The 14,619-nt window shown below is 67.5% G+C and carries 13 protein-coding genes; 7 read left to right on the forward strand and 6 right to left on the reverse strand.

All coding sequences use genetic code 11. The features are described from left to right. Nucleotides 1-81: 81 nt before the first annotated feature. From E3T34_RS12465 to cofD, 3 genes are read left to right on the forward strand one after another with little or no spacing between them, the layout of a single operon-like run. The gene (locus tag E3T34_RS12465; RefSeq protein ID WP_241977409.1) at nt 82-1,104 is read left to right on the forward strand and encodes a putative F420-0 ABC transporter permease subunit; all 1,023 of its coding nucleotides are present in this window, start codon (nt 82-84) and stop codon (nt 1,102-1,104) included. Beyond that, on the forward strand, nt 1,095-1,961 hold the full coding sequence (locus E3T34_RS12470) for an ABC transporter ATP-binding protein (RefSeq protein ID WP_134343168.1): 867 nt from the start codon (nt 1,095-1,097) through the stop codon (nt 1,959-1,961). Before E3T34_RS12465 ends, E3T34_RS12470 begins: the two co-directional genes overlap by 10 nt. Continuing rightward, nucleotides 1,958-2,959, forward strand: coding sequence for a 2-phospho-L-lactate transferase (gene cofD, locus E3T34_RS12475; RefSeq protein WP_104100087.1), 1,002 nt, complete (start codon nt 1,958-1,960; stop codon nt 2,957-2,959). The genes E3T34_RS12470 and cofD overlap by 4 nt, the downstream gene beginning before the upstream one ends. A gap of 167 nt (nt 2,960-3,126) precedes the next feature. Here cofD and cofC read toward each other — a convergent pair whose 3' ends face one another. The 3 genes from cofC to E3T34_RS12490 are packed head-to-tail and all read right to left on the reverse strand — an operon-like array spanning nt 3,127 to nt 5,605. Continuing rightward, a complete protein-coding gene (gene cofC / locus E3T34_RS12480; RefSeq protein WP_134343169.1) occupies nt 3,127-3,780 on the reverse strand; it encodes a 2-phospho-L-lactate guanylyltransferase in 654 nt (217 codons plus the stop codon). Further along, nucleotides 3,777-4,601 (reverse strand): coenzyme F420-0:L-glutamate ligase, encoded by an 825-nt coding sequence (cofE, locus tag E3T34_RS12485; RefSeq protein WP_198411439.1) that lies wholly within the window; start codon nt 4,599-4,601, stop codon nt 3,777-3,779. Before cofE ends, cofC begins: the two co-directional genes overlap by 4 nt. A gap of 2 nt (nt 4,602-4,603) precedes the next feature. Then, nucleotides 4,604-5,605, reverse strand: coding sequence for a TIGR03557 family F420-dependent LLM class oxidoreductase (locus E3T34_RS12490; RefSeq protein WP_104194343.1), 1,002 nt, complete (start codon nt 5,603-5,605; stop codon nt 4,604-4,606). A 109-nt stretch (nt 5,606-5,714) separates the two neighbouring features. On the opposite strand from E3T34_RS12490, the gene E3T34_RS12495 reads away from it, so the two are divergent. Continuing rightward, on the forward strand, nt 5,715-6,551 hold the full coding sequence (locus E3T34_RS12495) for an exodeoxyribonuclease III (RefSeq protein WP_134343170.1): 837 nt from the start codon (nt 5,715-5,717) through the stop codon (nt 6,549-6,551). A 441-nt stretch (nt 6,552-6,992) separates the two neighbouring features. On the opposite strand, the gene E3T34_RS12500 is transcribed toward E3T34_RS12495, so the two are convergent. After that, nucleotides 6,993-7,493: a hypothetical protein gene (locus tag E3T34_RS12500; RefSeq protein ID WP_134343171.1), complete on the reverse strand. Its 501-nt coding sequence runs from the start codon at nt 7,491-7,493 to the stop codon at nt 6,993-6,995. A 149-nt stretch (nt 7,494-7,642) separates the two neighbouring features. On the opposite strand from E3T34_RS12500, the gene E3T34_RS12505 reads away from it, so the two are divergent. Together E3T34_RS12505 and E3T34_RS12510 are read left to right on the forward strand one after the other, a co-directional pair. After that, nucleotides 7,643-9,010 (forward strand): hemolysin family protein, encoded by a 1,368-nt coding sequence (locus tag E3T34_RS12505; protein ID WP_134343205.1) that lies wholly within the window; start codon nt 7,643-7,645, stop codon nt 9,008-9,010. After that, a complete protein-coding gene (locus tag E3T34_RS12510) occupies nt 9,003-10,043 on the forward strand; it encodes a hemolysin family protein (RefSeq protein ID WP_134343172.1) in 1,041 nt (346 codons plus the stop codon). The genes E3T34_RS12505 and E3T34_RS12510 overlap by 8 nt, the downstream gene beginning before the upstream one ends. 73 nt (nt 10,044-10,116) lie before the next feature. Here the strand turns inward: E3T34_RS12510 and E3T34_RS12515 are convergent, their stop codons facing one another. After that, nucleotides 10,117-10,803, reverse strand: coding sequence for a TetR/AcrR family transcriptional regulator C-terminal domain-containing protein (locus tag E3T34_RS12515; protein WP_198411440.1), 687 nt, complete (start codon nt 10,801-10,803; stop codon nt 10,117-10,119). Between the two features lie 113 nt (nt 10,804-10,916). On the opposite strand from E3T34_RS12515, the gene E3T34_RS12520 reads away from it, so the two are divergent. Further along, nucleotides 10,917-11,618 (forward strand): DUF4386 domain-containing protein, encoded by a 702-nt coding sequence (locus E3T34_RS12520; protein ID WP_134343173.1) that lies wholly within the window; start codon nt 10,917-10,919, stop codon nt 11,616-11,618. Nucleotides 11,619-11,666: 48 nt separating this feature from the next. On the opposite strand, the gene E3T34_RS12525 is transcribed toward E3T34_RS12520, so the two are convergent. Then, on the reverse strand, nt 11,667-14,510 hold the full coding sequence (locus E3T34_RS12525; protein WP_134343174.1) for an AMP-binding protein: 2,844 nt from the start codon (nt 14,508-14,510) through the stop codon (nt 11,667-11,669). Nucleotides 14,511-14,619 lie beyond the last annotated feature (109 nt).

The following is a 14,619-nucleotide window of genomic DNA, read 5'->3' on the forward strand; positions in this document are numbered from 1 at the left end:
ACAGACACGACGGAACAGGCGAGGCAGGTGGATCGGGTGGAGCTGCAGCAGCCGGAACGCACGGCGGCCCAGAGCCGTCGCGTGGCCGGGCGCGCGGGCTACCTGGGCTGGCTCGCCCTGTCGGTCCTGGCCCTCGTGCTCACGGCGGGGCTGGCCGTGACCATCGGTCCGGCCGACGTGAGCCTGACGGATGTCGCCGCGAGCCTCGCCGGGCACCTCGGCCTGCCGGGCGCCGCCGGGGTGGCCCCGCTGACCGACTCGATCGTGTGGCAGCTGCGCCTGCCGCGCGTTCTGACCGCGGCCGCTGTCGGCGCGGGGCTCGCGCTCTGCGGCGCGGTGATGCAGTCGGTGACCCGCAACCCGCTGGCGGACCCCTACCTGCTCGGGCTGTCGAGCGGGGCTTCTCTCGGCGCGGTCTGTGTGATCGTTCTCGGCGTCGCGGTGGCGCTGCCGGCCGCGGCGTTCCTCGGCGCGCTGGCAGCCCTCGTCGCCACGCTGAGCATCGCGCGGGTCGCCAACACGATCACGCCCGGGCGCGCGGTGCTCTCGGGCCTGGCCATCGCTCAACTGGGTGCGGCCGGCACGTCCTTCATCATCTTCTGGGCAGCCAAGGGCGACTCCTACCGGGAGATCCTCAACTGGCTGCTGGGCTCGCTGGCCGGCAGCTCGTGGTCGAGCGTCGTCATCTCGGGCACTGCCCTCGTGGTGGTCGGCGCCGGGATCGTGCTCTCGGCCACCCGCCTGGACGCGTTCACCTTCGGGGACACCGCCGCGGCATCCCTCGGCATCAACGTCAACGGCACCCGGTGGATACTGCTCGGCGCGGTGGCGCTACTGACCGGCGCCATGGTGGCCGTGAGCGGGGCCATCGGCTTCGTCGGCCTGATCCTGCCGCACCTGGTGCGCGGCCTGAGCGGGCCCGGCCACCGCCGCCTGCTGCCGCTGACCGTGGTGCTCGGCGCCCTGTTCCTGATCGTGGCCGACACGGTCGCCCGCACGGTGTTCGACCCCCGCGAGCTGCCCGTGGGCATCATCACCGCGCTGATCGGCGTGCCCGTCTTCATCGTGCTGATCAAGAGCAGAAAGGCCGCCGCATGGTCGTGATCCTCGACCGGGTGTCGTTCCAGGTCGACGGCACCCCGATTCTGACCGATGTGTCGGCGGTCGTGCCCACGGGCGCAGTGACCGGCCTGCTCGGACCCAACGGGGCCGGCAAGTCCACCCTGTTGCGCCTGATCGCGGGGCTGGAGGCACCGGATGCCGGCGGCGTCGAACTCGACGGAGCGCGATCCGGCAGAGGGTCCGGTCTGTCGCGGCGCGAGACCGCCCGGCGGGTGGCGCTGCTCGAACAGAACGCCACGCCCAGCGTCGACCTCACGGTGCGCGAGGTCGTGCTCCTCGGCCGGATCCCGCACCGCAGCCGGGTGCTCGGCAGCTTCGGCGGCGACGACGACCACCGGGTGGCCGAGGAATCGCTGGCCGTGGTCGGCGGCAGCGACCTCGCCGACCGGGCGTGGCATACGCTCAGCGGCGGCGAGCAGCAGCGCGCGCAGATCGCCCGGGCGTTGGCGCAGCGGCCGAGTCTGCTGCTGCTGGACGAGCCGAACAACCACCTCGATGTGAGCGCCCAGATCGGGCTGCTCGGGCAGGTGCGCGGGCTCTGCGCGGGCGCGGCCGGCACGGGCCTGACCGCGATCATGGCCCTGCACGATCTGAATCTGGCCGCCGCGTTCTGCGACCAGATCCTGCTGCTGCACCACGGGCGACTGGTCGCGGCCGGCACCCCCGAGGCGGTGCTGCGGCCGGCGACCATTGCGGAGGTCTACGGCGTGGACTGCGACGTGATCCCACATCCGCGCGGCGGGCATCCGGTGATCGTGTTCGCTCCATCCACGACGATTCCGGCCTTCCCGCCTCCCCGTGAACCCGAAGTCACCCAGCACGGAAGAGCGCACAGATGACGACCATCACCGTTCTGGCCGGCGGCATCGGCGGCGCCCGGTTCACCCGCGGGCTGCTGAAGCACCTGGCGGAAACCGAGCCGGAGGCGACGGTGACGGTGATCGTGAACACGGGCGATGACATGTGGCTGGACGGGCTGCGCATCTGCCCGGACCTCGACACCGTGATGTACACCCTCGGCGGAGGCATCAACGAGGAGCAGGGTTGGGGGCGGCCCGAGGAGTCCCGCCGCGCCTCCGCTGAGATCGCCGCCTACGGGCGCGGCTGGTCCTGGTTCACGCTCGGCGACCTGGATCTGGCCACCCACATCGTGCGCAGCGACCTGCTCCGGAACGGCTCCACGTTGAGCGAGGCCACCGAGTTCCTCTGCCGCCGCTGGCAGCCCGGGGCGCGCCTGCTGCCGATGAGCGACATCCCCGTCGAGACACATGCCCGACTGGCTATGGATGCCGATGAGCACCGGGCCGGCGAGCTGATCCACTTCGAGGAGTGGTGGGTGCGCTACCGCGCCGGCGTTCCGGCGACCGAGTTCGTGCAGGTCGGACTCGAGTCCGCAGTCCCCGCGCCGGGCGTCGTCGACGCCATCATGACGGCCGACCTGGTGATCCTGCCGCCGTCGAACCCGGTCGTTTCGGTCGGCACGATCCTCGCCGTACCGGGCATCCGGGACGCCCTGCGTTCCAGCACCGCCGCGGTGGTCGGCGTCTCGCCGATCATCGCGGGCGCGGCCGTGCGCGGCATGGCCGACGCCTGCCTGCACACCATCGGCGTCGAGACTACGGCCGAGGCCGTGGGCCTGCACTACGGCTCCCGCGCCGCGGGCGGCGTGCTCGACGGGTGGCTGGTGGACGAGACGGATGCCGGCGCGCTGCCGGCGCTGGCGGCCGCCGGCATCCATTCGGTCGCCGTGCCGCTCTGGATGCGGGATGCCGCGACAACCATGCGGCTCGCGGCGGATGCGCTCGCCTTCGCTCGCGGCACCCACTCCGTCGTCTGAGCGGCAGTAGCACAGCCGCGGCAGCTCCATCTATGGCGGCAACAGTTTCGACTCCCTGCCGCAACGGGCGTGCACGTAACCTCGGAGATTTTTGCGACACGCCGCTCACGGCGCCCTGAAGTGACCCGGCGTTTCGCGAAAAATCTCCGACTGTAGCGACGCGCCGATCAGCGCGCGGCGGCCGACCCCGGGGCCTCGACGACCAGGAGGGTGTGCGGCCCGACGCCGAGACGCTGCGCCACCGCAAGGTCGGCGGCGGTATCGACGTCGTGACGGATCGAAACGGATGCCGCCAGCACGAGCGGCACATGGCCGGCGGCCTCATGGGCGGCCCGAGACCCAACCCCGAACCGAGGCTCGATCGGGACTCCGGCGAGCGCGAGCAGAGCCGTGGTGCCGGTTCCGGCCGCGTCGGGCACCAAACTGCGATCGTGCGCGGCGGCGAGGTGCAGAGTGCGCTCGACATCCGCGGGCGTCAGCGCCGGCAGATCGCCGGTCAGCACGGCTAGGTTCGCCTCCGGAAATGCCCCGCGGGCAACCATCAGTCCCTGCCGGATTGCCGCGTTCAACGGGTCTGCGGGAAGGATCGATTCGCGCACCGGGGCCTCGCGCACGATGTCGACCCCGAGCTCGGCCAGCCGACCCAAAAGTTCACCGTCGCCCGTGACGACCAGCACCCGGTCGACACCATGCGCCGCCAGCAGGGCCGCGACCGTGTCGAGAGCGAAGGCATCCGCCAGCCCGGCCCGATCGGGCCGCTCGCCCAGCCGGCTCTTCGCCCCGGGGTTGCCCTTGACGGGCACGATCGCCACCCAGCTCATTCGGTGACGGAAACGACGGATGCCGCGTCGACGGCGGCAGCGGCCAGCCCCGCCGTGTACCCCTCCGAGAAACCCTCGGCGTGCGCCTCGGCGCTCCCCAGCCGGAACATGTCGTTCTCGCTCGGCCGCAGCAGCCGGGTCGCTCCGCGCGCATCCGCGTCGTCGGGCTCGCCCACGAGGCGACCGAGCCCGCGCACGACCGCGACCGGGTTGCCGCTGGTCTTGCCCTTCACCAAATCGGCCGCGCCGGCGATCTCATCGGCGACCGCGGCGACGGTCACGTCGAGGCGCCGGCCGGACGCATCGGTCGTGCCGCGCAGGTCGTCGAGAACCGTGACTCCGGCGGCTCCGATCACGATGTCGGTCTGGCCCTCACGCCACGGGCGCCCGACGGTGTCGGTGATCAGCACGCCGAGCCGCAGGCTGGTGCGTTCGTGGAGGGCTGCGCAGAGGGCGCGCGCGGAGGCATCCGGATCGACGGGAAGGAGCAGCACGAACCCGTCGGGGGTGTTGCTCGCGTCGACGCCGGCCGCCGCCATCACCAGGCCCTGGCGGTTCTCGACGATCCGCGTCATCCCGCCGGGAAAGGCGCGGGTCGCGACGACCCGCACCGTCTCGTCGGTGATCGCCTGTTCCCGATCGGCCGCCCGCACTTGGCGGCCCTCGGCCTTGGACACGATCTTGCTTGTCACCGCGAGAATGTCGCCGTCGCGCAGGCGGCTGCCTGCCGCGTCGGCGATGAGCGCAGCGAGGTCTGCGCCGGCCTCGACCTCACCGATGCCCCCCAGCACGAAAACGTGCAGGCCGGTTGGTTCTGGCACCACTAGCGCACGAGCTTCGGCAGCACGGATGCGCCGAAAACGTCGATCCACTGGCGCTGGTTGCGGCCCACGTTGTGCAGGTAGATGCGGTCGAAGCCGAGGTCGACGAACTTCTGGATGTAGGCCCGGTGGTCGTCGGGGTCGGCTGAGATGATCATGCGGCCCTCGAAGTCCTCGGGCCGAACGAGTTTGGCGATCTGCTCGAATTCGAACGGTGAACGGATATCCCCCTTCGGGAACTTCATCCCGCCGTTCGGCCACTCGACCAGGGCGTTCCGCATGGCCTCCTCGTCGGTTTCGGCCCAGCTCATGTGCAGCTGCAGCACCTTGGGCATAGCGGCCGGGTCCTTGCCGCCATCCCGGGCGCCGTCGTCGAACTTGCCGAACAGCATCGAGATCTTTTCCAGCGGGGCTCCGACCGTGATCAGGCCGTCGGCGTGACGCCCGGCGCGCTTGGCCGTGACCGGGCCGGCGGTGGCGACGAGAATCTCCGGGGCCACCTCGGGCATGGTCCAGAGCCGGGTCGACTCGAGCTTGTAGAACTGGCCGGAGTGCTTGACGTCCTTGCCTGCGATGGAGGCGGTGAACAGCTTGGAGATGATCTCAATGGCCTCGAACATGCGATTGATGCGCTCGGGGGCTTCCGGCCAATACTGGCCGACGATGTGCTCGTTCAGAGCTTCGCCGGAGCCGAGGCCGAGCCAGTGCCGGCCGGGGTACATCGAGGCGAGCGTCGCGGAGGCCTGCGCCACCATCGCCGGGTGCCACCGGAAGGTGGGCGCGGTGACGCCGGGCCCGAGGTCCCCCTTCGTGCGCTCACCGATCGCCGCGAGCACGCTCCAGACGAACGAGGACTCACCCTGGGCGGGCACCCACGGTTGGAAGTGGTCGGCCGCCATCACCCCGGTGAACCCGTGTTCCTCTGCGTAGGCCGACAGGGCCACCGCCTCCGCGGGCGCGAACTGCTCCAGCATCGCCGCGTAGCCGATCTGCAAATCCGTCATGGTTACCGCCCTGCCTTTCGTTGTGGTTCGATCCTGTCACTCCCGGCTCCGAGAACTCCCCTCCCCACTTAGAAACGCCCGAGCGGCATCCGTCAAATAGGCTGGAAGCATGCGCATCGCCACCTGGAACGTCAACTCCATCCGTGCCCGAGTCGGCCGGGTCGTCGACTGGATGGTGCGCGAAGACATCGACGTGCTCGCGATGCAGGAGATCAAATGTAAGCCTCCGCAGTTCCCGGCGCAGGCGTTCGAGGACGCCGGCTACGAGCTCGCCGTCCACGGCCTCAGCCAGTGGAACGGCGTCGCGTTCGCCAGTCGCCTCGAGATGACGGATGTCGCCACCGGCTTCCCCGGCATGCCCGGCTTTCTGAAGGGCCAGGAGGGTCCCGGCCTCCCGCTCGAGGCCCGGGCGCTCGGCGTCACGGTGGAGGACCTGCGGTTGTGGAGCCTGTACGTTCCGAACGGACGCAGCATCGACGACCCGCACTTCGCCTACAAGCTGGACTGGCTGGAGCGCCTGCGCGCGCACGCCCGAAACGAACTGGCTCGCGACCCGCACCTGGCCCTCGCACTGATGGGCGACTGGAACGTGGCCCCATTCGAGCGTGACATGGGTGACCCGAGCTTCGTTCCCGGCAAATCCACTCACGTCTCCGAGCCCGAGCGGGCCGCGTTCCGCGCGTTCGAGGCGGAGGGCATCTTCGATGTGGTGCGCCCGCTGGCTCCGGAGGGTTACACCTTCTGGGACTACAAACAGCTGAGGTTCCCCCGCAACGAGGGCATGCGGATCGACTTCATCCTCGGCTCCCCCGCGTTCGCGGATCTGGTGACCGCGGCGAGCATCCACCGCAATGAGCGCAAGGGTGATGCGCCGAGCGACCACGTTCCCGTGGTCGTGGAGCTGACCCTCGAGGGCGAAGACGACGACCGCCCGATGATCTTCTAACCGGCGCACCGAGCCGGAAACGTGCCGGCAACGGCGCGTGCGAGCGCGGCGGCGCTACTCGCACAATGACTTCCATACCCTGGGGGCGCCACAGTATCGCCACAATATCGCCACAAGCGCGCCCAGCGACCTCCGTCACCGTCTCCGTCACCCGCCGCGTCGAGCCGACCCGCATCTCTGCGGCCACGCGCTGGGCTCAGCGGGGCCAGGACCTTCCTGGTCATGCCCCAGATCACCCGGATGCTGCGCCCCTGGCTGCGACGGCGGCCCCCGGTGTTAGATGAGTGAGTCCGAATCGTTTGGTTGTGTCGCTTTCGCAAGGTCAGAGCTGACCGCACCGAGTGGCCTCGGTTCATCGAAGGCGGAACGCTGTGCCCGGCGTCGAACCAATTCGACGGAGATTTTTGGTCAAGCACCCGTTTTTGAACCGAAACACGCTTTCTAAAGCAAAATCTCCGTCGAATTCGTTCGGAACGAGGCGTAGGGCGTCGGACTCAGCTCGGCCGGCATTCCCTCGCTTTGTGGTCCGGAGCCGTGTTCGGCTTCGAGCGATCGATGTCGTGCTCGGCCATCGGCCGGCCGGCCGCTAGATCGGGGCAGGCAGCGCCGCGACGGCCACCACCGCGAACAGCTTCGCAGCGTCCAGCCGGAGACGAACCGGCCGAAGATGTAGGCACCACCGGCATCACGACCCCCTTGATGACGGATGCCGCCGCCACGCGTTTGCGCGCCGATCCCGCCTTGAGCAGGCGCTCCCCGTGCAACGACATGCCGAACGCCAGGAGCAGCCGCACCCAACATGGTTTCAGCCATCGGAGTGTGAAAGAACACCCGGTTGATGGCCAGCCCGGCGCCGACGCCGATGATGCCGAGGAGCGCGACGAGACAGCCCACCAGGATCACGAATCCGATGATGGAGAAGCCGACCAGAGCACCGCCCACGCGACGAGCTTAGGGAGGCTGGAACCGAGAGTTTCCCAGCCACAGCCGGGCACCGCCCGATAGTCTTACCCTCCTCATGGACCCTGATAAACCCTCGCCCATCCAGCCACGCCTCGACATCCTGCGCCCGAGTCTGAGAGGGCCACATGCTGTTTGAGTGGGCGATGGTGGGGGTCGGGCTTCTCCTCACCGTCGGAACGGGCATCTTCGTCGCCGCCGAATTCTCCCTGGTCACCCTGAACCGCAACGAGCTCGAGGCCCGGCAGGAACGCGGCGAGAAACACCTCGGCCCGACCATCAAGGCCCTGAAGATCACCTCCACGCACCTGTCCAGCGCGCAGCTCGGCATCACGCTGACCACCCTGCTGACCGGGTTCACCTTCGAGCCCGCCATCAGCTCGCTGCTGACCGGGCCGCTCACGGGCGCCGGCGTGCCCGAAGGACTCGTGCCGCTGCTCGGCACCATCATCGCCATTTCGCTGGCCACCCTGTTCTCCATGGTGATCGGCGAGCTCATGCCGAAGAACTTCGCCCTGGCCGTGCCGCTGGCCACGGCAAAGATCGTGCTGCCCCCGCAGGCCCTGTTCACCGCCGTATTCAAGCCCGTCATTCTGCTGTTCAACAACACCGCCAACGCCCTGATCCGCCTGGTCGGCATCGAGCCGAAAGAGGAACTCTCGGGTGCCCGCAGCGCCGAAGAGCTCAGCTTCCTCGTGCGGCGGTCGGCGACGGAAGGCGTGCTCGACAACGACCACGCGGCCATGCTGCACCGCACGCTGCGCTTTGCCGACCACACGGTCGACGACGTCATGACCCCCCGGGTACGGATGTCCTCGGTCAAGGTCACCGACTCTGCCGAGAGCATCCTGGCCCTGTCCACGGCCACCGGCTACTCCCGCTTCCCCGTGATCGACAGGGATTCCGACGACATCGTCGGGGTGCTGCACGTCAAGGCGGCCTTCGCCGTCGAGCTGGCGCAACGCGACCAGGTCACCGCCGACGAGCTGAAGGTGGAGGCACTGCGTGTGCCCGAGTCGATGGCCGTCGACACGCTCCTGGGCCTGCTGCGCAGACAGGGCTTCCAGATCGCGGTCGTCGCGGACGAATACGGCGGAACGGCCGGCATTGTCACGCTCGAGGACCTCGTCGAAGAACTCGTGGGCGAGCTGGAAGACGAGCATGACCGGGCGAAAGCCGGCGTCATCCGTTCGGGTCGTTCTGTGGTGTTCGACGCCGGCTGGCGGCCGGACGAGCTGTTCGATCGGACGGGCGTCACGGTGCCCGAGGACGGCGACTACGAGACCGTCGCGGGCTTCATCGCCGATCAGCTCGACCGCATTCCCGAACTCGGCGACGAGGTCCCCGTCGACGGTGGCATCCTGCGGATCGACCGAGTCGATGGCGTGCAGGTTCAGCGCGTGCGCTACACCCCCGAAGACCCCGAGCACGATCCGAGCCTGGCCACCAGACACGACCGAATCGTCACCCGAATCCAGAAGGACCTGACCCATGAGTGAGTACTGGCCGGGCCTGATCTGGCTCGTCGTGTTGTTGACCGTCAACGCGTTCTTCGTGGGCGCCGAGTTCGCCGTGATCTCGGCCCGCCGGTCGCAGATCGAGCCGCTCGCCGCCCGCGGCAACAAGGCGGCGAAGACCACCCTCTGGGCGATGGAACACGCGACCCTGATGCTGGCGACCAGCCAGTTGGGCATCACCGTGTGTTCGCTGCTCATCCTGAACGTGTCCGAGCCGGCCATCCACGGCCTGCTGGAGTACCCGCTGGCCCTGACCGGACTCTCTGAGCGCGCGATCAGCGTGATCGCCTTCGCGAGCGCGCTCGCGCTCGTGACGTTCCTGCACGTGGTGTTCGGCGAGATGGTGCCCAAGAACATCTCCTTCTCCGTGCCCGACCGCGCCGCGCTCATCCTGGCGCCGCCGCTCGTCCTCGTCGCCCGCATCTTCAACCCGGTGATCGTCAGCCTGAACTGGCTGGCGAACGGGGTGCTGCGCCTGTTCAAGGTGCAGCCGAAGAATGAGGCGACCAGCGCATTCACCCTCGACGAGGTGGCCGGCATCGTGGAGCAGTCCACCCGCGAGGGTCTCCTGACGGATGCTTCGGGCACCCTCTCCGCCGCGTTCGAGTTCACCTCGAAGCGAGTCTCCGACGTGGAGGTGCCGATCGGCTCAATGGTCTGCCTGCCGGCATCCGCGTCACCCGCCGACATCCAGCGGGCCGTCGCCCAGCACGGCTACTCCCGGTACATCCTCACTGACGTCGACGGGCAGCCCACGGGCTACCTGCACCTGAAAGACGTGATGGACCTCACCTCCGGGAGCACGTTCACGGAGCCGGTGCCGGCCAAACGCATCCGTCGCCTGGCCTCCGTGTTCCGGGGCAGCGAACTCGAGGATGCCCTGGCGTCAATGCGGCGCCTCGGTGCGCATGTCGCCACATCGTTCGACGCTGACGGAGTCGCCACGGGCGTTCTGTTCCTCGAGGACATCATCGAGGAGCTCGTCGGCCAGGTCGATGACGCCACCACCGTGTAGGTGACAACCGGGGCGCGGATGCCGCGTGGAATGTCAATGGGTGCCCGTCACGTGTGTCTCATGACGCCCTCATTCATTCAAAGGCCTGATCGGTGTCTCGCATGGTCTCGAGTCCGTCGAGCATGAGGTCGAGCCCGACCAGGAATTCATCCCCATAGGAGTATCCGGGCTTCAAGACGTGGTCGGCCGTGAGTTCAGCCAGGTACGGGTACTCGCTTGTGGGCAGCTGCGCCAGCATGATCGCGGCCATCGCTGCCGTCTCTTCCGGCGTGGTGAAGGGCAGGCTCTTCTCCTGCATCGCGAACCCGTAGATATAGCTGTCGACAGCGGAGAACGCGTGGGCCGTCTTCGCGATCGAGAAACCGCCGTTGCGGAAGGTTCCGATCACCCGGTCGTGGTGCCGGAGGGTGCCCGGTCCCGGGTTCGTTCCGGAGTCACGAACGGTCGTAGCCCAAGCATGACGGGCGAGGACATCCCGGAATGAGATCGAGCGCTTTCGGATTGCCGGCTTCCACGCATCGCTGTGTGACGGCAATTCGATCTCGCTGAAGATCGCATCGGCCATGGCGTTGATGAGGTCATCCTTGTTGGCCACGTGGTTATAGATCGACATGGCCTTCACGTTCAGGTCCTTGCCCAGACGCCGCATCGTGAGGGCTTCAAGCCCCTCAGTGTCGGCAAGGCGAACGGCGGCAGCGATCACCCGCTCGCGGTTCAAACGAGCTCGGGGTGCGGGTGCTGCTTCACGTGCTGCTGCCAAGTCTCTCTCCCGCACTCATATCCGTTGACAAGCCTTACCACGTACATATATCTTACTTACAACATAAGCATACATCGTAAGTTTTAGCCACAGATGCAGTAAGGATACGAGCCATGACCACTCACCTCCACCCCGCGCCCAGCGCCACAGCGCCGGCTGCCACACTCAACCCCTTCCGCTGGTCGCAGCGAACCGGAGCGCTCGTAACGGGCACCGCCCTCACGGCCATGGTGTTCCTCTCGATCTTTGGTTATTTCATCGCCGTCAACAGCCTCGTGACCGCCGGTGATGCGGAAAAGACGACCGATGCCATTTCCGCCTCGCCGGCGCTGTGGCTCGCCGGGATCGGCGCGCTGTGTGTCGTCGTCGTGCTGGACGTCGTCGCCGCCGCCGGCACCTACGCGCTCTTCAAGCCCGTCAGCCGTGTCGTCTCCGCTGGTGCCGGGTTGATCAGAATCGCTTTCGCCGGGTGGTTCATGGTCGCTCTCAGCCGGCTCGTGGTCGCCTTCACCAACCTCGACACCCCGGAAGCCGCGCTGGCCGACATCGAGTCGTTCTCGTCGATCTGGACCACCGCCCTGGGCCTGTTCGGGGTGCATCTCCTCCTGATCGCCTACCTGTCGATCCGCTCGGGCTTCATGCCGAAGGTCTTTGGAATCCTGATCGGTCTCGCCGGCATCGGTTACATTGCCGACCTCATCGGCCTGGTGGTGGCACCCGCCTTCACCCCGACCTTCGGCCTGTTCGGCTTCGTGGGCGAGACCGCCATGATCTTCTGGCTGCTCATCGGGGGACGGCGTCTCCCGCGTTCCTAACCGCACCCGACCTCACCCCGAACTATGCCCCGCTCATCCAGCCCAACCTCACCGCCGGCGACCGGCCGACGTTCTTGTCGCGAATACATTGGCCACAAGCGTGCGGGTTGCGACCGCGGGATGACGGGTCCACCAAGCGCTCAGTGCGGAATATCCTCGCCAGGCGAGGATACCCACCGCGAAGGAGGCAATGGTGGCGAGCAGCGGTACGTCGTCCCCGAAAAGCGGGAAGACCTGCCAATGGACGAGATATACGAACAACGATGCCGAGGCCGTGACGCTCAGCACCGACACCAGAATCCGCGGGACGGGGACGGCCGGAATCCAGAGGAGAAGAAGCAGTCCCGCAATCGTGATCGCCTCGCGGGCCGGGTCGCCGAAGAAGCCCGGAACGGAGAGCACGACGAGCGCAGAGCTCAGCACCCGCCGAGTGACGTCCGTGGAACGCGCGATGAGCCAGCCGAGAGCGATGAGCCAGAGCACGAACGGCAGCGAATAACGTTCGGTCGGCCCTGCCTCGACCCCTCCGGTCAGCAGCAGACGAAGCAGAAGCGCCCCCGCAAAGAAGGACGCCGCGAAGACGAAGGGGTATCGGCGCTCGATCCGGTCGAGCTGGGGCACGCAGAAGAGAAGCGCAAGGCCAAGGATCGTCCACACGACGGATTCCAGGAACCAGTACTGCCATTGCACCGTCCAGCGTTCGTCGCCGCCGAGCAGGTTGTGCAGCATGAAGACCGTCGCGGGTTCGTACATCCCTCCGATCAGGGCAACTCCACCGATCCACAGCACGGCCGGGACGAAGATCTGGACGGCGCTGCGCAGAAGCTTCCCGAGCCGTACCGGCCGAGGTACATCGGCGAACTGGAATCGGGCCAGGTTATAGCCCAGGATTCCGAGCAGCAGGTGAGCACCGCCCTGCATCTGGAAGAGGTTGGCGTGCGTCCCCGTGATGAGCGCGATGGCGATAGCCCGCAGCACTACGGATGTCTCCATGCGCGCCAGCGACCGTCGGGGTCGCGCCCCGGACGGTGCGGTTCGGCGGCTCGCCAACTCCCGGGCCGATTTCGCGGGCCAGTCCCTGGGGAGCGTGCCGAGCATCTGCTCGAGCCGCACCGAGACCTCGACGTAGCTGAGCGAGTCGCCGTGCAGCGCGACGAAGCTGTCGTCCAGGACCGCGTCCGGACGGTCAAGGAGGGTTGAGTAGAGCGCCCGAATATTTTCCGCCGTCACGGTCCCTCTGCGATCCACCAGCGGGACTTCTCGCTCGAGGTCCGCCGCCTCCCGAAGCAGGCTCGCGGTGTCTGGCTTGCCGCTGGACGTCAGGGGGAACTCCTCGACAATGTGCACCCGGACGATGTGATCGGGCAAGCCAAGCGCCTCCGCGACGATCGGCGCGACGAGCCCGAGGGCCCACCGCTCTCGCACGAAGACCACAAGGCGTTCCTCAAGGTTCACCGCCCTCGCTTCGACACCGTCGTCGTCAAGGAGCCGTTCGACCCGGTCGAGGTCGATCCGCAGGCCGTATATCTTGACGAAGCGACTGCTCCGCCCGACGATTTCGAAGAGTCCGTCGTCGTGCTGGCGGGCTAGATCGCCGGTGCGCAGATCCCCCACTGTCGGTCCAGCGGCGAGTTCCTCCGGGCTCTCCGCGTATCCCATCATGACGTTCGGCCCGGTGTACACGAGGTTACCGACCGAGTGCTCGTCGGCGTCGTCGATGCGGAACTGCCCGCCCGGTATCGGGATTCCGATGGATTCAGGCCGGGTCGCCGCCAACTCCGGCGGCAGGTAGGCCATCCGTGCGGTCGCCTCTGTCTGTCCGTACATGACGACGAAGTCGAATCCACGTTCTTGCCCCAGCCGGGCGTAATCGCGCACCCGGTCGGGGCCGAGCCGGCCGCCGGCCTGAGTGATGTAGCGCAGGCTCGAATGTTGGCGCCCAGCGAATCCGGTCGAATCGAGAAGGTCGAAGGTGTAGGGAACGCCGGCGAAGGAGGTGGCCCCTGCCGCGTCGAACTCGTTCCAGAATGCAGACTCGACCACAGAACGCTCGGTGAGGAGCAGGCTCGCCCCGGAGATCAGGTGGCTGTTCACGACTGAGAGGCCGTAGCAGTAGTGCATCGGCAGGGTTGTGGCCGCCCGGTCCTGCTCGGTCAGGGCGAGGTAGTCGGCGATGCTTCTCGCGTTGCTGCGCACATTCTCGCGTGACAGCCGAACGAGTTTCGGCGATCCTGTCGAGCCCGAGGTGCTGAGCAGCAGTGCCAGCTCAGGGTGCAACGTGTGCCGGCTTCCCTCGCGTCGCTCATCCAGACGCCATTCGCCGCCGACGGGCGCCAAAACCACGTCGGGGTCGTAACGCTCAAGGAGCCCGTTCCTGTTCCGCTCCTGGCTCGGCTCGTCCCCGTCGCCTGCGACGAGGAGAACTGGATGCCCCGCCGCGAGCGCGGCGAGATAAGTCACCAGGGGCTCCAGGGCGTTCGCGCACGACACCATGACGAGTCGGCGGCCGTCTCCCAATAATTCACGCCGGTCACGGACAAGTTCGTCCAGTTCGGCGTAGTTTATGGTTCCATTCGCGGTCACGAGGGCAGTCGCGGACGGATCGCCGGAGAGGAGTCGGAGGGCCTCAAGACCGCCCATCGGGTCGCGTCGGGTGCTCCTCAGTGGTTCTACCGCGCATATCCTTGCGGGCGGGAATGCATCGTATGTTTTGTCGGTGCGCACGGCTGTCTCTGGTCGAAGTTTGCCCCCGCAGTCACACTGAGGCAAGGCTAACCTTAGTTCACGAACCCTGTGGATGGACCGGCAAACCTGCGACGAGGAAGTCGTCTCTCCGAGACCGAATCGGATGACCGACACGCACCCGGCCTTGTCTACATGACCAAACCTCATTACTGTCCGCTCCGAACCACCAATGATCAACGGGAATTCCTCGTTGACCGCTGACCAAGGAGTAAATCGTGAAACGACATTCCATCGGGATTCTCGGAGTTTCGACTGT

The sequence above is a fragment of the Cryobacterium sp. TMT1-62 genome (assembly GCF_004403145.1).
Classification (GTDB): domain Bacteria; phylum Actinomycetota; class Actinomycetes; order Actinomycetales; family Microbacteriaceae; genus Cryobacterium; species Cryobacterium sandaracinum.

What these genes read in the sequence shown, in the direction of transcription:
- E3T34_RS12470 (WP_134343168.1), top strand. Translation starts at nt 1,095, where the DNA reads ATGGTCGTGATCCTCGACCGGGTGTCGTTCCAGGTCGACGGCACCCCG.
- cofD (WP_104100087.1), top strand. Translation starts at nt 1,958, where the DNA reads ATGACGACCATCACCGTTCTGGCCGGCGGCATCGGCGGCGCCCGGTTC.
- cofC (WP_134343169.1), bottom strand. Translation starts at nt 3,780, where the DNA reads ATGAGCTGGGTGGCGATCGTGCCCGTCAAGGGCAACCCCGGGGCGAAG.
- E3T34_RS12490 (WP_104194343.1), bottom strand. Translation starts at nt 5,605, where the DNA reads ATGACGGATTTGCAGATCGGCTACGCGGCGATGCTGGAGCAGTTCGCG.
- E3T34_RS12495 (WP_134343170.1), top strand. Translation starts at nt 5,715, where the DNA reads ATGCGCATCGCCACCTGGAACGTCAACTCCATCCGTGCCCGAGTCGGC.
- E3T34_RS12510 (WP_134343172.1), top strand. Translation starts at nt 9,003, where the DNA reads ATGAGTGAGTACTGGCCGGGCCTGATCTGGCTCGTCGTGTTGTTGACC.
- E3T34_RS12520 (WP_134343173.1), top strand. Translation starts at nt 10,917, where the DNA reads ATGACCACTCACCTCCACCCCGCGCCCAGCGCCACAGCGCCGGCTGCC.
- E3T34_RS12525 (WP_134343174.1), bottom strand. Translation starts at nt 14,510, where the DNA reads ATGAGGTTTGGTCATGTAGACAAGGCCGGGTGCGTGTCGGTCATCCGA.